12 protein-coding genes and 1 pseudogene are annotated in these 18,345 nt (G+C 68.0%); 4 read left to right on the top strand and 9 right to left on the bottom strand.

The annotated features are described in order from the left end of the window. Window positions 1-8 precede the first annotated feature (8 nt). Window positions 9-695: an MBL fold metallo-hydrolase gene (locus AC5Y7V_RS28870; protein ID WP_499883456.1), complete on the bottom strand. Its 687-nt coding sequence runs from the start codon at window positions 693-695 to the stop codon at window positions 9-11. 120 nt (window positions 696-815) lie between these two features. Between AC5Y7V_RS28870 and uvrA the strand changes: the two genes are divergently transcribed. Further along, on the top strand, window positions 816-3,728 hold the full coding sequence (gene uvrA / locus AC5Y7V_RS28865; protein WP_499883455.1) for an excinuclease ABC subunit UvrA: 2,913 nt from the start codon (window positions 816-818) through the stop codon (window positions 3,726-3,728). 84 nt (window positions 3,729-3,812) lie between these two features. Here uvrA and AC5Y7V_RS28860 read toward each other — a convergent pair whose 3' ends face one another. Genes AC5Y7V_RS28860 through AC5Y7V_RS28850 form a run of 3 tightly spaced genes read right to left on the bottom strand, consistent with a single transcriptional unit; the run spans window position 3,813 to window position 5,673 of the window. Beyond that, a complete protein-coding gene (locus AC5Y7V_RS28860) occupies window positions 3,813-4,994 on the bottom strand; it encodes a winged helix DNA-binding domain-containing protein (RefSeq protein ID WP_499883454.1) in 1,182 nt (393 codons plus the stop codon). 1 nt (window position 4,995) lies between these two features. Then, window positions 4,996-5,235: a PspA/IM30 family protein gene (locus AC5Y7V_RS28855; RefSeq protein WP_499883453.1), complete on the bottom strand. Its 240-nt coding sequence runs from the start codon at window positions 5,233-5,235 to the stop codon at window positions 4,996-4,998. Window positions 5,236-5,244: 9 nt separating this feature from the next. Beyond that, the gene (locus AC5Y7V_RS28850) at window positions 5,245-5,673 is read right to left on the bottom strand and encodes a DUF6653 family protein (protein WP_499883452.1); all 429 of its coding nucleotides are present in this window, start codon (window positions 5,671-5,673) and stop codon (window positions 5,245-5,247) included. Between the two features lie 617 nt (window positions 5,674-6,290). Here AC5Y7V_RS28850 and AC5Y7V_RS28845 point away from each other — a divergent pair. The 3 genes from AC5Y7V_RS28845 to AC5Y7V_RS28835 all read left to right on the top strand — a co-directional run bounded on the left by AC5Y7V_RS28845 (window position 6,291) and on the right by AC5Y7V_RS28835 (window position 9,212). Next, window positions 6,291-7,007, top strand: a complete 717-nt coding sequence (locus AC5Y7V_RS28845; RefSeq protein ID WP_499883451.1) for a hypothetical protein — start codon at window positions 6,291-6,293, stop codon at window positions 7,005-7,007. Between the two features lie 165 nt (window positions 7,008-7,172). Next, on the top strand, window positions 7,173-8,546 hold the full coding sequence (locus tag AC5Y7V_RS28840; RefSeq protein WP_499883450.1) for a cytochrome P450: 1,374 nt from the start codon (window positions 7,173-7,175) through the stop codon (window positions 8,544-8,546). A 66-nt stretch (window positions 8,547-8,612) separates the two neighbouring features. Beyond that, a complete protein-coding gene (locus tag AC5Y7V_RS28835; RefSeq protein ID WP_499883449.1) occupies window positions 8,613-9,212 on the top strand; it encodes a class I SAM-dependent methyltransferase in 600 nt (199 codons plus the stop codon). Here the strand turns inward: AC5Y7V_RS28835 and AC5Y7V_RS28830 are convergent. The 5 genes and pseudogenes from AC5Y7V_RS28830 to lysX all read right to left on the bottom strand — a co-directional run bounded on the left by AC5Y7V_RS28830 (window position 9,209) and on the right by lysX (window position 17,935). Continuing rightward, window positions 9,209-11,071, bottom strand: coding sequence for a putative bifunctional diguanylate cyclase/phosphodiesterase (locus AC5Y7V_RS28830; RefSeq protein WP_499883448.1), 1,863 nt, complete (start codon window positions 11,069-11,071; stop codon window positions 9,209-9,211). The genes AC5Y7V_RS28835 and AC5Y7V_RS28830 overlap by 4 nt on opposite strands. A gap of 67 nt (window positions 11,072-11,138) precedes the next feature. Next, complete coding sequence (locus AC5Y7V_RS28825; RefSeq protein ID WP_499883447.1) at window positions 11,139-13,265, bottom strand: Rv1355c family protein; 2,127 nt, start codon at window positions 13,263-13,265, stop codon at window positions 11,139-11,141. Window positions 13,266-13,368: 103 nt separating this feature from the next. After that, window positions 13,369-14,034 (bottom strand): TetR/AcrR family transcriptional regulator, encoded by a 666-nt coding sequence (locus AC5Y7V_RS28820; RefSeq protein WP_499883446.1) that lies wholly within the window; start codon window positions 14,032-14,034, stop codon window positions 13,369-13,371. Window positions 14,035-14,173: 139 nt separating this feature from the next. Continuing rightward, window positions 14,174-14,355: pseudogene (locus AC5Y7V_RS28815) on the bottom strand (esterase family protein); the annotation flags it as partial. 241 nt (window positions 14,356-14,596) lie between these two features. Next, window positions 14,597-17,935 (bottom strand): bifunctional lysylphosphatidylglycerol synthetase/lysine--tRNA ligase LysX, encoded by a 3,339-nt coding sequence (gene lysX, locus AC5Y7V_RS28810; RefSeq protein ID WP_499883445.1) that lies wholly within the window; start codon window positions 17,933-17,935, stop codon window positions 14,597-14,599. Window positions 17,936-18,345 lie beyond the last annotated feature (410 nt).

Raw genomic sequence — 18,345 nt, 5'->3', positions numbered from 1 at the left:
AGCGCGCTCTACCAGCCGCGCTCGCGCCATTCCGCCAGGTGCGGGCGCTCCGCGCCCAACACGGTGTCGTCCCCGTGGCCGGGATAAATGGCGGTCGAGTCGTCGTAGACGTCGAACACCCGCGTGGTGACATCGTCGAGCAGCTGGGTGAAATCGCCCGCCTGCCACGTCTTGCCCACACCGCCCGGGAAAAGGCAGTCGCCGGTGAACAACTGCGTGACCCCGCCGGTCGCGGGCCCGTCGAGGGCCAGCGCGATCGAGCCGGGCGTGTGCCCGCGCAGGTGGATGACGTCGAAGCTCAGCTCGCCGATCCGGACGGTGTCGCCGCCCGCCAGCAAACGCTCGGGCTTGACCGGCAGCGCCTCGGCGTCGATCTCGTTGGCGGCGGTCGGGGCGCCGGTGGCCTCCGCGACGGCCTCGAGCGCCTGCCAGTGATCGAAGTGCTGATGGCTGGTCACGATCAGCGACACCTTCGGCGCGTAGCGGCGGATCAGGCCGATCAGGACGTCGGCGTCGTTGGCCGCGTCGATCAGCAGGGTTTCGCCGGTCGTGGAACACGTCACCAGATACGCGTTGTTGTCCATCGGGCCCACCGACGCCTTTAGAATCGTGGCGCCGGGTAGGGTCCGGCGGGCCGCGGTACCAGGCTCGACGTGTCCGGTGTAGTTGTCGCTTGGCTCAACCGTGACGGTCATAGCGGCCACGTTACTGGTCATACGTTGCTTGTCGGTACCGGCACATAGCATGGAATGCGCCGTGCGCATCAACGGCTACAGCACGTAAAGATTCGTTGATAGTTCCTGAAAGAAGGCAGCGTGGCTGACCGACTGATCGTCAAGGGCGCCCGCGAGCACAACCTGCGTGGCGTCGACCTCGACCTGCCGCGCGACTCGTTGATCGTGTTCACCGGGTTGTCCGGGTCGGGCAAGTCGTCGCTGGCGTTCGACACCATCTTCGCCGAGGGCCAGCGCCGCTACGTGGAGTCGCTGTCGGCCTACGCCCGCCAGTTCCTGGGCCAGATGGACAAGCCGGACGTCGACTTCATCGAGGGCCTGTCCCCGGCGGTGTCCATCGACCAGAAGTCGACCAACCGCAACCCGCGGTCGACCGTCGGGACCATCACCGAGGTCTACGACTACCTGCGGCTGCTCTACGCCCGCGCGGGCACGCCGCACTGCCCGGTCTGCGGCGAGCGCATCGCCCGGCAGACGCCCCAGCAAATCGTCGACCAGGTGCTGGTGATGCCGGAGGGCACCCGGTTTCAGGTGCTCGCGCCCGTGGTGCGCACCCGCAAGGGCGAGTTCGCCGACCTGTTCGAGAAGCTGAACGCGCAGGGCTACAGCCGGGTTCGGGTCGACGGCGTGGTGCATTCGCTGACGGATCCGCCGAAACTGAAGAAGCAGGAAAAGCACGACATCGAGGTGGTGGTCGACCGCCTGACCGTCAAGGCCAGCGCCAAGCAGCGGCTCACCGACTCGGTGGAAACCGCGCTGAACCTGGCCGACGGCATCGTGGTGCTGGAGTTCGTCGACCACGAGCACGACGCGCACAACCGCGAACAGCGGTTCTCCGAGAAGCTGGCCTGCCCCAACGGGCACGCGCTGGCCGTCGACGACCTGGAACCGCGGTCGTTCTCGTTCAACTCGCCCTACGGCGCCTGCCCCGAGTGCACCGGCCTGGGCATCCGCAAGGAGGTCGACCCCGACCTGGTGGTGCCCGACCCCGAACGCACGCTGGCCGACGGCGCGGTGGCGCCCTGGTCCACGGGCCACACCGCGGAGTACTTCACCCGGATGATGGCCGGGCTCGGCGAGGAGCTGGGCTTCGACGTGAACACGCCGTGGCGCAAGCTGCCGGCCAAGGCCCGCAAGGCGATCCTCGAGGGATCCGACCACCAGGTGCACGTGCGGTACCGCAACCGGTACGGGCGCACCCGGTCCTACTACGCCGATTTCGAGGGCGTGCTGGCGTTCCTGCAGCGCAAGATGGCCCAGACCGAATCCGAGCAGATGAAGGAGCGCTACGAGGGCTTCATGCGCGACGTGCCCTGCCCGGTTTGCGAAGGCACCCGGCTCAAGCCGGAGATCCTGGCCGTCACGCTGGCTGGGGATTTCAAGGGCCGGCCGGCTAAGAAGTCCATCGCCGAGGTGTCCGAGCTGTCGATCTCGGATTGCTCGGACTTCCTGAACGCGCTGACCCTCGGGGCGCGCGAACAGGCGATCGCCGGGCAGGTGCTCAAGGAAATCCAGTCGCGGCTCGGATTTCTGCTCGACGTCGGGCTGGACTACCTGTCGCTGTCCCGCGCCGCGGCCACGCTGTCCGGCGGTGAGGCCCAACGCATCCGGCTGGCCACCCAGATCGGGTCCGGCCTGGTGGGCGTGCTCTACGTGCTCGACGAGCCGTCCATCGGGCTGCACCAGCGCGACAACCGCCGCCTCATCGAAACCCTCACCCGCCTAAGGGATTTGGGTAACACGCTGATCGTGGTCGAACACGACGAGGACACCATCGCGCACGCCGACTGGATCGTCGACATCGGCCCGAGGGCCGGCGAGCACGGCGGCCAGATCGTGCACAGCGGCACCTACGCCGAACTCCTCGCCAACAAGGAGTCGATCACCGGCGCCTACCTGTCGGGCAAGGAAAAGATCGAGATCCCCGCGATCAGGCGGCCCGTCAACCACAAGCGCCAGCTCACCGTCGTCGGCGCGCGCGAGCACAACCTGCGCGGCATCGACGTGTCGTTCCCGCTCGGTGTGCTGACCGCGGTGACGGGCGTGTCGGGCTCGGGCAAGTCGACGCTGGTGAACGACATCCTGGCCGCGGTGCTGGCCAACCGGCTCAACGGCGCCCGGCAGGTCCCGGGCCGTCACACCCGGGTCACCGGGCTGGACCACCTGGACAAGCTGGTGCGGGTGGACCAGTCGCCGATCGGGCGCACGCCGCGGTCCAACCCGGCCACCTACACCGGGGTGTTCGACAAGATCCGCACCCTGTTCGCGGCCACCACCGAGGCCAAGGTCCGCGGCTACCAGCCCGGCCGATTCTCGTTCAACGTCAAGGGCGGTCGCTGCGAGGCCTGCACGGGCGACGGCACCATCAAGATCGAGATGAACTTCCTGCCCGACGTGTACGTGCCGTGCGAGGTCTGCCACGGCGCCCGCTACAACCGGGAAACCCTGGAAGTGCACTACAAGGGCAAGACCATCTCCGAAGTGCTGGACATGTCGATCGAGGAAGCCGCCGAGTTCTTCGAGCCGATCAGCGGCATCCACCGGTATCTGCGCACGCTCGTCGACGTCGGGCTGGGCTACGTCCGGCTCGGCCAGCCCGCGCCGACGCTGTCCGGCGGCGAGGCGCAGCGCGTCAAGCTGGCCGCGGAATTGCAGAAGCGCTCGACCGGCCGGACCATCTACATCCTCGACGAGCCGACGACCGGGCTGCATTTCGACGACATCCGCAAGCTGTTGAGCGTCATCAACGGCCTTGTGGACAAGGGCAATACGGTCATCGTCATCGAACACAACCTGGACGTCATCAAGACGTCGGACTGGATCGTCGACATGGGGCCGGAGGGTGGCGCCGAGGGCGGAACCGTTGTCGCCGAAGGCACCCCGGAGGACATCGCCGCGGTGCCGGAGAGCTACACGGGCAAGTTCCTGGCCGACGTCGTCGGCAGCCCCGCCCCGCCGCGGCGGTCGAGCGGGCGCCGCAAGGTCACCGCCTGACCAAGAGGCCGCGCCGAGTCTGCACTCAGCGCGTAGATTTCGCGAAATCCGCGCGCTGAGCGCAGTCTCGGTGGGTCTGCGCGATCAGCCCGGGCGGCCGGCGGCCTTCGACAGCGGTGACGGGAAGCGGGGGCTGATCCGCACGCCGTCCAGCCACGCGGTGAGCTCGTCGGCGCGGCGCTGCAGGGCACGCCGCCCGTCGCGGCCAAGGTCCTCGAGGAGGTGCAGGCGGACGCGGGCGTCGTCATCCTGATACCAGCCGCCCACCACGCGCCCGGTCCACCAGGCTGTGGGGCCGGCGTTGCCGTTGCGGTCGAAAACCTGGGCGCGGTGCTCGCCGAGGTACCAATCGCGCTGAAACCAGCCCATTGTGGTGACGTCCAGGCCCGGCAGCAGCGCACACCACGGCGGCGCAGCGGGTTCGGGGTCGAGGTCGTCGGGCAGCGCCCAGCCGGCGCCGCTGCCGTGCAGATCGACTTCCACCGCGCCGACGTCGGCCAGGGCCTGTCGCGCCGCCGTCAGCGTGCTGCCGAACCACCACTTGATGTCGGCGACGGTCGCCGGCCCGAACGTCGCCAGCCAGCGGCGCGTCAGCTCCGCCCGGGCTCGCCGGTCCGGCGGCGGGTCGCCCACGTCGCCGAGCCAGTGCGCGACGGTCGCCCAGCGCGGCCGCGACGTGGTCCAGCCGCCGTCGTTGGGCCCACGAACGATCTCGCCGCCCGCCGACAGCACCGTCAACACCCGCGGACCCAGCGGAACCTCGCCGCCCCAACGCTTTCCGGGCGCCGGGTCGTATGTTCCGGCCAGCTCGGGCAGCACGGCCCGCAGTTCGGTGCTGCTGGCCGGGCCGTGATCACCGAGGTGGCGCACCACCGCGGAGCAGGCGGCGTCGAGCCAGCGGTCGCCGTCGACGGCCACCCCGGCCTTGCGCACATCGGCGGCCAGGCGGCGACGTTCGTTGTCGGCGACCCGATCGCTGGCGGCCGACTGAATCGTCGTCAGGTCCTCGCTGCGCACCAGCCACAGCGTTCGGCGCATCGCCAGATGCCTGACCGCGCAGCGCTTCTCGTACAGCTGCGCCTCGAGGTCGGCGGTCGCGAAACCCGGCGACCGCGCCCACAGCGACAGGTAGGGCGTGGCGGGGTCCGTCGCGTGCAGGCCGACCAGCCCGCCGATCACCCGGGTTATGGGCGTGGTGTCGTCCGCGGCAAGGAAATGCCTGCGCGCCAGGCGGTTACGCCGTTCATCGACGGTGAACGCACGCACCTCAACGCTCGTCGGGGCGCATCGACTCCCGGATCTGCGCCAGCCGCTCGGCCGCGGCGCGCTGGCGCTCGTCGTATTGCTCCTCGACGGAGCGGCCCTCGGCCGTGTCGGCGTCGAGCTCCGCCGCGCCCTCTGCCGTCGCGTACCGGGACTCGATCTTTTCGCGAACGGATTCGAAAGTCGGGACGCCGGCGCTGTCGTACCCGGGGTCGGATTCGGGGACTGTCGGTTCGTCGGGCATGCCGCAACGCTACTGCGCCTGGCGGTCAAAATAGCGCACCATCTGCTCCCAATACACGAGCGTCAGGGCCATCTGCAGCGCGGTGGCGATCGCTGCCGGTCTCGCCCGACGGCGGCGGGCGGCGACGACGGCGCCCACCGCGGACGCGGACGTCACGGCGCTGACGAGCATCGCGGCGTCCCGGGGGCGACGGCTGATCCACAGTTCCTCGCCCAGCATCGCCCGGGTCGACCAGGCGCTTCCGTCCGCCGGTTTGCCGAAGACGACCGGGTTGACGGCGAGCCAAAGCGCCACCCACGCCGCGTGGCTCCATCGCCGCGTCCAGACGGGCAGGAGCGTCAGCGGAGCGCTCGCCCAGCGCGTCCAGGCGCTCCACGGGTTGCAGTGCCGCGCGAATATGGCGCGCCGTACCCGCGCCACGGTCGTCCGGGCCGTCACGACGTCGAGTCTGCCTCACGGCCGGTTTTCGCCGAGATCCACCCGCAGTTGCTTGCTTAAAAGCGGTCAGTTACCGAAATTTCGGCTGTCGAAGGAAATCGTCCCAGCGCTGAAATTCGGCGCCTTCGGCGGCGCCGTGCGCGCACCCCATATCCCGGAATCCCACGAAAGCCGGCGCAAAGCGCAGGCGATTCCCCCGAGCGGCTGCAGCAAACCCGCGGTCTCGCGGCCGCGGCCTGGCAGGGAATCCACAGGTAGAAGCCCTCATCGGCGTCGGGTTGAATCATCTGCGTGTGGAGGGGCCGGGACGCGTTAACTGAAGGTCACCGCCGCTTGGGTAGCGGCCCGGGCCGGGGGGTAGCGCCACGGTTGACCCGCCCTGGGCCGGCGAGCCGATCACCGGGTCGCCCACCGACGAGGCGATATCGCGTCTTCGAGCGCAAACTCTCGGCTCGTTGCCGATTACTGATCGGTAACGCTAACGGTTTGGCCACGACAAACGATGCTCAAGAGAAGAAATACCGCTGGTTATTTGTTGTGCGCAATTTTTAGGAAATAATTCGAGGCGCGCCGGTGAAATAGTCCGGTTGTCATGGTTATGAACCGAAGGGATACCAATGGAAGCGGCTCAGCTCGCCAGTGAGGCGATTGACGGCTCGTGGGTGGAAGGTGGGGCGGGCTGGCGCGATGAGGCGACCGGATGTTGGATCGCCGCGTCCACGCCGGAGGCGGAGCCCGATCTCTGGGATCAATACCTGGAGGGCGCGCTTCGCAGCTATCGCCGGCATGGGCTGGAATGGGTTCTCGACCTGGACGCGGTTCGCGACGGCGCCGACACGACCCTGTTCTTCGCCGCGGTCGATCCGGCGGGCCGGGTGGTCGGCGGCACGCGCGTCGTGGGACCCCTGCGCGCACCGGAGGACTCCCACGCGCTTGAGGAGTGGAGCGGCAGCCCGGGGCGGCCCGTGCTGCGCCATATGATCGCCAACCGGATCCCCTTCGGCGTCGTGGAGGTCAAAAGCGCCTGGACCGACTCCCGCGAATACGGCGGCCGGGCGCTGTCCCGGGTGCTGGCCCGCACCGCGCTGCCGATGATGACGCTGCTGGGCGTCCAGTTCGTCATGGCCACCGCGGCGGCCCACGTGCTGGAGCAATGGCGATCCTCCGGAGGCGTCGTGGCCTCCCGGATACCGGCGGCCGCCTATCCCACCGAGGACTACCGCACCAAGGTGATGTGGTGGGACCGCCGCACCATCGCGACGCATGCCGAAGCCGAACAATTCAAGCTGATGTGCGCGGAAAACTCCGAAATTCTCGGTCGTATCTCGGCTTAGGAGAAATCGGGTCGATCCGGAGGAGTCATGCGAACCGTCACCGCCGGCGGCGATCCCATTGGCGGCAATTACCGTTTGGATAACATCGGCTCCCGCGCGATGACACGGAAACCGTGGGCGCACCGGTGAACGGCCCCTCGCGGGCCCGCCGATTAGGGTCAAGCCGTGTCTACCACTGAGCGGCCCGTGCGAGACGTCGCCGCGTTGCCGCTGGCGCCCAAAAATCCGCTTCCGTATCGCGAACGCCTCAGGGCTATCAGGGAATTTCATTTCGGCACGAACAGGCTTCGTGATGCCGGCGGGCCCGTGACCCGGGTCACTCTGGGACCGAGTTGGCTGATCCCGCCGATCGTGTTGGCGACGTCCCCGCAAGGCATCCGCGACATCGTCAGCGTGCGAGACGGTTCCATCGACAAGACGAGCACGGTAGCCACCGAACTTCGCCGGCTGCTCGGGGGAAACCTGTTCGTGTTGCCCCACAGCGAATGGTTGCCTCGCCGACGCACCCTGCAGCCGGTGTTCACCCGTCAGCGTGTCCGCCAGTTCGGCGGACACATGGCCGAGGCCGCGGAGACGGTGTGTGCCACGTGGGGGGAGGGCGCCGAGATCGACCTGGACGATCAGTGCCGCACCCTGACCTTGCGGGCGCTGGGCCGCTCGGTTTTGGGTCTCGATCTCGACGAGCGATCCGACGCGATCGCCGAGCCACTGCGGGTGGCGACGAGTTACGCCGTGCGGCGCGCCCTGCGACCGCTGCGCGCACCGGAGTGGATGCCCACACCGGCGCGGCGTCGTGCCCGGGCGGCGGCCCGTGCGATTCGGGAGCTTGCAGACGAGATCCTCCAACAGTGCCGCGCCGACGCGGGCAGGGAGGCGCCACTGGTGCATGCGCTCATCGCCGCCACCGACCCGGAAACCGGTCAGTCGTTGTCGGACAGCGAGATCCGCGACGAGATGATCATCTTCTTGTTCGCCGGCCACGACACCACGGCGACGACACTCACGTACGCGCTGTGGGCGCTGGGCCGCCATCCCGAACTGCAGGAGCGCGTCGCAACCGAAGTCGCCGCGCTCGGCGATCGCCAGCTCACACCCGATGACGTTGCGGGGCTTGGCTTCACGGTTCGGGTTCTGCAGGAGGCGCTTCGGTTGTGCCCGCCCGGCCCGACCGGAACCCGGATGGCGACCCGCGATGTGGAGGTCGCGGGCTACCGCGTAAAAGCGGGCACGATGCTGGCGTTCGGAAGAATGGCGGTGCAGACCGATCCAACCCTGTGGGACGACCCGCTGCGATTCGACCCGGACCGATTCAGTCCCGACCGCGACAAGGGCCGCGACCGTTGGCAATACATGCCGTTCGGCGGCGGGCCGCGCTCATGCATCGGAGATCACTTCGCGATGCTGGAGGCCACACTGGCGTTGGCCACCATCGTTCGCCGGGTCGAAATCGATTCTATGGCAGATGATTTCCCGCTGGCCGTGCCGTTCACCATGGTTGCGGCGGCCCCGATCATGGCCAGGATAAAACGACGCCAATAATCCGGCCCGAGGCTGCCGGCAGGGGTCGGACGCGGCCCCTTCCCCGCGAATGGAATCATTGCGGCCATGGCTTCTCGACACACGCGATTTCGGTTCTTCTACCGGGTCGGCTTCACGCCGTGGGAGGGACATGCGATCGGGCAGGGTTTGCGAAGCCTGGTCGAGGGCACCCCTGACACGCCCGGGCTGCCCCCTGGATCGGCCGTCGACCTCGGCTGCGGCACCGGGGATTGCGCGATCTACCTCGCTCAACGCGGCTGGAAGGTCACCGGGGTGGACTATGTCGAAAAGCCACTCGAAAAGGCGCGGGCCAAGGCCGGCGCCGCCGGTGTCTCCGTCGACTTCGCCCGCGCCGACGTCACGCAGCTGAGCCAGTCCGGGATCGGCGCGGGTTTCCAGTTGATCGTCGACAACGGCTGCATCCACAACATGAGCGGGGCCGATCGTGAGGCGTACGTCCGGGAGGTCAGTGCCGTGGCGGCACCCGATGCGCGGCTGTACATCGTCGCGTTCCCGCCCGGCGGGAGGTTCGGCGTGCCCGGCATCGATCACGCCGAGATGGAGCGACGATTCGCCCCCGGCTGGACGCTGTTATCCACCGGTGACGAGCGGGAGCTCGACGACAAGACCCCGACGTACTACTACCTGTTTCAACGGCGCCCCTAGGCGCCGGCCAGCTTCCCGCGGCCGGCGTCGGAGAAGTCCATCGGAATGACCCGCCTGGCGAGCAGCGACTCCATCGCCGCGCCGTCGAGGGGGCGCGACAGCAGAAAGCCTTGCGCCCGATAGCAACCCAGGTCGAGCAACGTCCTGGCGGCGGCCACCGTTTCGACCCCTTCGGCCACGACCTCGAGCCCGAAGGCGTCGGCCAGCGCCAGTGTCGACCGGACGATCGCCAAATCACCGGCGTTGGTATCGACACTGCGGACAAACCCCTTGTCGATCTTGAGCGCATCGACGGGAAGGGACTTCAGATAGGTCAGCACACTGTAACCGGTGCCGAAGTCGTCGATCGCGATCTGCACGCCGATGTCCTTCAACCCGAACAGCGTTTTGCGGGTGGCGTCGATGTCCTCGACCACGACGCTTTCCGTGATCTCCAGACACACTGTGCTGGGATCGAGGTCGAACTCCTCGAGCGTCGTCGCGACCGTGTGGACGATGCCGTCGGTGACGAGCTGCACGGGCGACACATTGATTCGCAGGACGGCGCCGTGTCCGATGCCGCGGGATTGCCAGAGCCCAAACTGCCTGCACGCCGAACGGATCACGAGCCGGCCGAGTTTTGCCCCGAGGTTGATCGATTCCACCACCTTGATGAACGAATCGGGCATCAACAGTCCAAGAGTCGGGTGCTGCCAACGGATCAGCGCCTCAGTCCCGAGGATCTCGCCGGTGCGCATGTCGAACTCCGGCAGGTAATGGAGCACCAGCGCATCGCTATCGCTGTCGATCATCCCTTCCAGGTGCAGCTCGATGTCGTTGCGGATCATGTCCGTCCTGGACATGTCCGGATTGAAGGTTGCCACCTTGTTGCCGCCGGAACTCTTGGCCGACCGGGTGGCCTGATCGACTCGGCGGAGCAGATCGGAAGTTGTCTCCGATCCGGGCACCCCGGCGGCGACGCCGATACTTGCGGTGCGACTGAGCAACTCGCCGTCGATCACGACACGCCGATGAAGTCGAGTGTGTAGCGACTGAGCGAACCCTTCGGCCGCTTCGGCGTCCATCGACGCGGTCGGCACGACGACGAATTCATCACCGCCGAAGCGGGCGATGACCGAGGGAACGTCGGCGGCCTCGCGCAGCAGCTCGGCGAAGGCCACGATGAACCGGTCGCCGGCCTGTTGACCGAGGCGTTCGTTGATGACCTTGAAGCGGTCCAGCGCGAGGAAGATCACCGAGACCGGGCCCCGATCCTTGTCGGCCAGCCGTTTGTCGAGGTATGCGATCAGCGCCCTGCGGTTCAGCAGCCCGGTGAGGTCGTCGTGCTCGGCGAGGTAGTGGATTTGTTCTTCGGCGACGATGCGGGCCTGCAGCTGAGCGAAAAGCGCGGCGATCGCCTGCAGCGCGTTCAGCTCTTCCGGCAGCCATTCACGGTCGCCCACCTTGCCGAAGGCGAGGGTGCCCGTCGTGACATCGCCGGACAGCAACGGCACTGCGGCAAGGGAGACAGTGCCCCACCCGGTGCCCTCGTCGATGTTCTGTTGGTAGTCCTGGTTTGCGGCCTCGGGACGCACCACCTCGGGAACTTTGAGATGCTCGGCCCTGGTGAAGACCGAGTCGGCGTCGGCGAAATACACCACGCCGATCGGGTCGGGGTCGGCGTTGCGGGCCGGCCACTCGGCGACGAGGACCGTGGCACGGATCGTGTGATCGTTGTGGCGCAGAAAGCTGAAGTCCACGCCCAGGTCGCTGACCAAGTTGCTGAGCACCCGTTGACTGATCGCGGCAGAGTCACCCGAGGTGGCCGCCATCAACTCGGCGGCCGCAGCGGTAACCAGGTGGTCCAATGCGCCCGACATTGTCCTTACCGTAGCTGCATCTGGCGCGGGGGGACGGCATTGCATAGCGCGTCTAGCAATGATTCGCTCAATTCAGCACCCGAGCCCGGTCGAAACTGCGGCGGCTCGGTGCCGATGCCGGCGGCGCGGCCGCAAGCCGGAGCACCAGCACGATGGACTCGTCGGCGGGTAAGTCGACCAGACCCCGGAACTCGCGCTGCAACTGTGTCAGCTCGTCGGCGAACCGGGGCGACAGCTCCTCGAAGTCGGCCCTGCCTTGTGCGTAGAGGAACACCGGCGAGACCGGTTGCACGCACAGCCCGTGCTGCTGGGCGGTGATCCAGACCAGCTCGACGGCCGCGCCTCCCTTCGCGTAGTCGCGAAGGTCGTGTCCGGGCACACTGACGACGGCCAGTGCCGAGCTGGCCTGGACGCGGTCGCGGGTGTCCTCACCGAGCGCGCTGCCCGCGTCCCATTGCGCCAGGTGCGCCATGACATCCGGGCGGCGCAGGATCTCGAGGACCGCCAGGTCGCCGGCATCGAGTTCGAGGCTGCGCACCTCGATGCCGGTGTCCGGGTCGGGGTCGCCGGGCCAGCGGAGTTCGGAGATCATCTCTCGGTGCAGGTGCGGGGTCAGGTAGCGGGTGCGGTCGGACGCCGCGAGAATCCTTGCCGCTGCGGCAATGTCGTCCTTGGTGGTGATCAGGACCAGCCTCGCGCCCTCGCTCTCCGCCGCGGCGGTGAGCGCCTCGATGGTGGCGGTCTCCAGTGGTTGGGGGCTGCCGTGGTGGCGATTGGTGGAGCGCTCGAGCATGGGTTTGTAGAGGGCGGCCAGGCCGGCGTCGGCTCCGTCCGTCAATTTCAGGGTGGCGCGCAACGGCGATCCGTCAACGTCTTCGGCGAGGGTGACCGGTCCTAGGGCATGGTGTGCCGCCGCGGCGATTCTGGCGTTGAAGAGGGCAGCGCCGACCGCGACGGCGCTGCCGCGAAATCCGACGTCCATGGTCGAAGTGTGTTGGGCGGCAATGTCGATCGTGATGTCGGCGGGTCCGGCTTGAATGAGCCAGGGCTGCACGTTTCCCCCGGAGGGGGCGCGGATCGCGGCGGCGGCGACCACGCCGGGTATGCCGGGCAGTTCCGGCGCCTCGTGATGTTCCGCAGGTGCGGGTCGGTGCCGGGCCATGTCGGGCTCGTCGAGCTGGTTGAGCGCCCAGCCGATGTCGATGCGAGTGCGGCCCGACCGCAGTTCCTCGCCGAGGCCGATTCTGCGCACGGCCTCCGCCAACGCCGACGCGCCCAGCACCACATCCGACGCCAGTTGCGGCCACGTCGACACCGTGCGGTCGATCTCGACCAGTGAGGCGGCCGTGCGAGGCGAAAGCTGTTCTGCCTCAAGGTGACGCAGGATGTGCGGGACCTTTTCGCGGCTGCTCATCCCGGGCAGCAACGCGATGTCGAGGTCCCCGAGCAGGCCGTGCAGGATCGGGCGCTCAGGCTCTCGATCGAAACGCTCCACGTCGACCAGCCCGCGGTCACTGGTAGCCATCAACACCGGGACGCGCCGGGCCCGGGCGCCTTCACGCAGAACGGCTTTCATGTCGAGCGAATCGCACTCTTCCACCACGATGTCGAGCCCGTCCACGAAGGTTTCGACGGTATCGAATGTGAGTCCGGCACCAACAACCTCGACCGGCAGGTAGGGGTCGAGCTCCGCGATTCTGCGGGCGGCCACGCAGGCTTTGTGGACGCCGATGTCGAACACCGTGGCCGGCACCCGGTTCAGGTTCGACAGTTCCAGGTGATCGAAGTCGGCGAGCCGCAGGCCGCCGCACAACCCCTGGGCGGCCAGGGTGTGCGCGATCACGTGGCCGACGCTGAGGCCGGCCACGCCGATTCGCAGCCGGCCGAGCTGTTCCTGTTCGTGCGGGGTGATGTTGTTGCGGTTGCGGTCCAGACGTACGGCGCGATAGCCGCGCGGGCCGAGCACCGCCACGACCGCGCGCCGCCAGGGGTAGTAGGCCCATCGGACTCGTTCGGCCAGGAGTTCGGCAGGCGGGGGTGGCCGGAGGGCGCGCAGGTTGGCCAGCTGAGTGTCGCGATGGTCGATGAACTCCACGGTGGCGTCGGCTCTGAGCCGCTGCAACACCAAACTGTGTTGCGGGTCCTCGGGATCGAGAAGCTGCGCGGTATAAGCGGTTACGTCGAGCTCATCCATGGTGTTTTGTGTATAGCACCTGGCCGATGGCTCGGCTGCTCAGACGATGCGCCAAAGCGAAAATGTGACGTCCCCGATAGGGCGGTTCAGGAGTGACGCTCGCTCACCAAGCGACGTTGTCCCCGGCTGGGGGGTCGGGTTCCTCGAGGAACAGGCCGTGCCGGAGAAGGCTGGTCACCGAGGCGTCCCAGCGTCGCAGCTGCTGCTCGCTGAAGAACGATTTGCCCAAGTGGAGCTCGATGTACGGATGCAGAATGATGGCGCCGACGCGCAGGATAACGACGTTGATCGCCGCCCAGTCTGGGTCGAGGTCTGGTTGTGTGTTGCCCTGCGCCAGGAAATGTTCGCGTTGGGCCGTGCTGATGCCCAGAAGACCGGCGAAGATGACCGACCCGAATGCGCCGCCCTCGGCGAGCGCGCGCCCGAGGTAGGTCATTACATCGGGGCGTTCGGCCATGAGCGCGATCAGTCGGCGCCCGGCTTCGTGCAGCGCGTCCGATGGCGAATCGGGTAGCGCTGTCGACTCCAGTGCCTGATTGAGCACCTGTAGCACGTACTGATCGACGGCGGCAGTTAGCGCGGCCTTGGTCTGGAAGTGGTGCTGCACCAGCCCGATCGAGACCTCCGCGGTCCCGGCGACCGCGCGCAGCGACGTGGCGGCGATCCCGCGAACGGCAAAACAGCTCAGCGCGGCGTCGCGAATCCGCTCCTTGGCCGATGGCTCGGGCGGATCGGGCGGGTCATAGGAAAACAGTCGGGGAGGTCCCACGGCCGGACAATATACCGATATGGCACGCCGATACGGCGTTATCGGATTTCCATTTTCTGCTCATCGCCGCACGCGGATGCGCCGCCGGAGTGCGTGGCGCCACGGCTTGACGAACGCCTGGCGGCGAATCGTGTTGTCGCTACTTGCCGGCCGCGCTGGAACGCTGAGCCGGAACCACCACCTGAGCGGGCGACGCCGATGGCAGCGGGGAAGCGGGGGCAGCGCCGAGCGCGCGACGCCCGGGGTGCCCAGCCTTCCGGCCAGCCACGGCAGCGCGGCGGTGAAGGCCCGGCCCGCGAACGGCCAGTCGTGCCTGCCCGGCCCGCCGTCTGGTTACCGGGGTTGGCCCGGCGTCGCGACCGACGAGAAGCATTGCGCCGGAATCGGTTCCGGCGTTCGAGTAGAAATCACCCGCGACGTCGAACGCGCGATGCCCCAATGGGACCGGTCGCGGCTCGCATCGGAAATCCTATAGAGAGCAACGCCTTTGGTCAGATGATGGCGGGTACACGGGCTCCCCGCGGTGCATGGTCGCCGTGCACTCGAAGGCGTTACGCGCGGCCTAATGCGGCTTGGCCAGCGGGAATGGCAGGGTTTCGCGGATGCTTCGGCCGGTTATTAGCATGACGAGCCGATCGATGCCCATACCGAGTCCGCCGGTGGGCGGCATGGCGTACTCCATGGCTTGCAGGAAATCCTCGTCGAGCTCCATCGCCTCGGGATCGCCGCCGGCTGCCAGCAGGGACTGCTCCTGCAGGCGGCGCCGCTGCTCCACCGGGTCGGTCAGCTCGCTGTAAGCGGTTCCCAGCTCCACGCCCCACGCCACCAGGTCCCACCGCTCCGCCACGCCGGGCTGACTGCGGTGCGGCCGGGTCAGCGGCGACACGGAGGTGGGGAAGTCGATGTAGAACGTGGGTTGCTCGGTCCTGTCCTCCACCAGGTGTTCGTAGAGCTCCAGCACCACCGCGCCGGAGTCCCAATGCGCCCGATACGGAATGTGCACGGCGTCGGACATCCTGCGCAGCGCGGCCAGGGAGGTGTCTGGGTCGACGTGTTCGCCCAGCGCTTCCGATACCGCGTCGTACACGGTTTTCACCGGCCAGGTGCCGGAGATGTCGACCGGCTCGAGGCGGGCGTCCGTGCCGTCGCCGCGGGGGCGCAGCACGGTCTGCTCGCCGTTGGCGGCCTGCGCCGCGTTCTGGATGAGCTCCCGGCAGCCGTCGATCCACACCTTGTAGTCCGCGTGCGCCTGGTAGGCCTCCAGCAGCGTGAACTCCGGGTTGTGGCTGAAGTCGACGCCCTCGTTGCGGAAGGCCCGCCCCAGCTCGAACACCCGCTCCACGCCGCCGACGCAGAGCCGCTTCAGATAGAGCTCCGGCGCGATGCGCAGGAACAGGTCCATGTCGTAGGTGTTGATGTGGGTGACGAACGGCCGAGCGCTGGCCCCGCCATGGATCTTCTGCAGGATCGGCGTCTCGACCTCGATAAAGCCCTTGGCGAACAGCGTTTCCCGGACCGAGCGCAACACGTTGCTGCGGGCCCGGATCAGCTCGCGGGACTCGGGGTTGACCGCCAGGTCGACGTAGCGGGTCCGCACCCGCGCCTCGGGGTCGGTCAGCCCCTTCCACTTATTTGGCAAGGGCCGCAGGCACTTACCGATCATCCGCCAGTCGCGCACGATCAACGAGCGGGCGCCCTTTTTGGAAAAGCCCATTTGGCCGGTCATCTCGACCAGGTCGCCGAGATCGATGGCCGCGGTGAAGTCGGCGGTGCGGCCGTGCCCGAGATGCGAATTATCCAGCAGCACTTGCATTTCCCCCGACCAGTCACGCAGCTGGGCGAAGAGCACGCCGCCGTAGTCGCGGATTCGCAGGATGCGCCCGGCCACCGACACGTCTTCTTGGTCGTCGGCGTCCAACGCGGCGGCGACCGAATGGCTGGGCGGGCACCCCACCGGGTAGGCGTCAACGCCGTTGCGCTGCAGGATCTTCAGCTTGGCCAGCCGCACCCGCACCTGCTCGGGCAGGCGCAATCGCGACTCCTCGGCCTCGGCCGCCTTGACCCCGCGCTGCAGGTCGCTCACGTCGGGCGTCGACCCGTCGTGGTGCAGCAGCCCGGACTCCGCCAGCCGGGCCGGCACCGCGGGATGGTGCCCGGTGTGCACCTTCTCCCGCCGGCTGAACGGCAGGACCAGGAAGCCCTCGGCGATCACCGAGGCGACGCCGACCCGCGGGATCAGCCGGGCGTCTTCGTAGCACGCGTACCGGGGCACCCACTCGGGCTGGTATTTCATGTTCGAGCGGTACAGCGTCTCGAGCTGCCACCATCGCGAGAAGAACAGCAGGAACCCGCGCCACAACCGGGCGACCGGCCCGGCGCCGAGCTGTGCGCCCTGCTCGAACGCCGAGCGGAACATCGCGAAGTTCAGCGAAATACGAATGATGCCAAGGACTTCGGCGTTCAGCGCGAGCTCGCTGACCATGAGCTCGATGGTGCCGTTGGGGGATTGCGGGGAACGGCGCATGAGGTCCAGGGACACCCCGGTGCTTCCCCACGGGACCAGCGACAGCATCGCGACCACGTGGCCCTCGCGGTCGATGGCTTCGACCAGCAGGCAGTCGCCGTCGGCCGGATCGCCGAGCCGGCCCAGCGCCATCGAAAAGCCGCGCTCGGTTTGGGTGTCGCGCCAGGCGTCGGCGCGCGAAATCGTTTCGGCCATCTCGTCGGCGGAGATGTCGCGGTGCCGCCGGATGCGCACCGTCAGCCCGGCCCTGCGGGCCCGCGTCACCGCCTGGCGCACCCCGCGCATGTCGGGGCCGGACAGCTTGTAGTCGGAGGTCCGCAGGATCGCCTCGTCGCCCAGCTCGAGGGCGTTGAGCCCGGCCTCCCGGAACGCCTGAGCTCCTTGCGAACTGGCGCCCATGACGCCGGGCGCCCAGCCGTAGGTCTGGCACAACCCCAACCAGGCGTCGACCGCCTGCGGCCACGATCTCGGGTCGCCGATCGGGTCGCCGCTGGCCAGGCAGACCCCGATCTCGACCCGGTAGGTGATGGCCGCGCGGCCGCTCGGGGCGAACACCACCGACTTGTCGCGGCGGGTGGCGAAATATCCCAGGGAGTCCTGTTTGCCGTACAGCTCGAGCAGCCCGCGGATCGCGGATTCGTCCTCGCCCGTCAGCGCGTTGTCAGCGCGCTGGGACTGGAACAAGACGATCGTCGCCGCGATCAGCGCGAGCGCGCCGAAAAGCCCGAAGATCGCGTTGAGCAGGACGTGCGGCCGGCCGGTGAACGCGTCGGGATCGACGATGGAGAACCCGACCACCCGGTTGACCACGTACCAGAAGCGGGAATCGGGTGCCAGGGTGCCCGGCCACATCTCGACCAGCCCCCAGGACGCCAGGATTCCGATCACGAGCCCGGTGACCAGGACGGCGGCCGCCTTGAACAGCGCGGCCTTGCGCACCTTGGCCCAGAACTGCCGATAGGACAGGACCAGCAGGACGATCGCGACGATGTGCACCGCGAAGCCGAGGTTCTCCCCGAACGACTCGGCCGCGGTGTTGTCGCCGGCGGCGATATCGGCGGCGTTCAACGCGGCGGCCAGGACCATGTTCCCGAGCAGCAGCACCCAGGCGATGCGTTTGCGCGCGGTGAGCGCCGCGGCCAGCAGGGCCAGCACGAACGACCACGCGATGCTGGTGTCCGGGAAGTTGAACAGGTAGTCGTTGATGAACTCCCGCGGGGCCTTGATCAGCCACCGGATCAGCGGCGACACGCTACCGATCAGCGACAGGGTCGCGATGACGCCCACGGTCCAGCCCGCCGCCGCCGGTACCCAGCGATACCGGGAGTTCGGCTGGCTGCCCGAACGCGGGCCGAAGCGGGACGTAGCGAGTGTCACAGACCGCGAGGATATGCCGTCAAGCCGTGAAAATCCTGGCGAAGCGCCAGGAGAGGCGAAGAGCAGTTGGCCGGGTTTGTCGAGCGGGTGCGGCGCACGCCGGACGCCCGTCCGGCCGCAGACGTGCAGGAAGACGCGTCATGGCTGCTAAACTATCGACTGCGACCATCCCGGTGAATGCCGGGGACAGTAAGTGGAGTCCCACTCCCACCGCTCGCCACGAGTTTTTTCAAGGTGCAGCGGTCCGGTCACAGGCATCGTGAATGCCTGTTTCGCGTGCAGCGCGGGCGGCTGGAGTTCCAGCCGTGATCGGTCGGCATTGGGCCCTGCTTTTGCAGGGCCTTTTTGCTGATGGTGTGGTTTTCCACCGCTGCGGCCGCAACTCGACAAAGAAGCCCAACAAGGGAGGC

The sequence above is a fragment of the Mycobacterium sp. NGS34 genome (genome assembly GCF_059812845.1).
Note: the sequence above shows the minus strand (reverse complement) of the source record. Positions and strands in the feature narration are given on the sequence as shown.

What these genes read in the sequence shown, in the direction of transcription:
- AC5Y7V_RS28870 (WP_499883456.1), bottom strand. Translation starts at nt 695, where the DNA reads ATGACCGTCACGGTTGAGCCAAGCGACAACTACACCGGACACGTCGAG.
- AC5Y7V_RS28855 (WP_499883453.1), bottom strand. Translation starts at nt 5,235, where the DNA reads ATGCCCGACGAACCGACAGTCCCCGAATCCGACCCCGGGTACGACAGC.
- AC5Y7V_RS28845 (WP_499883451.1), top strand. Translation starts at nt 6,291, where the DNA reads ATGGAAGCGGCTCAGCTCGCCAGTGAGGCGATTGACGGCTCGTGGGTG.
- AC5Y7V_RS28835 (WP_499883449.1), top strand. Translation starts at nt 8,613, where the DNA reads ATGGCTTCTCGACACACGCGATTTCGGTTCTTCTACCGGGTCGGCTTC.
- AC5Y7V_RS28830 (WP_499883448.1), bottom strand. Translation starts at nt 11,071, where the DNA reads ATGTCGGGCGCATTGGACCACCTGGTTACCGCTGCGGCCGCCGAGTTG.
- AC5Y7V_RS28825 (WP_499883447.1), bottom strand. Translation starts at nt 13,265, where the DNA reads ATGGATGAGCTCGACGTAACCGCTTATACCGCGCAGCTTCTCGATCCC.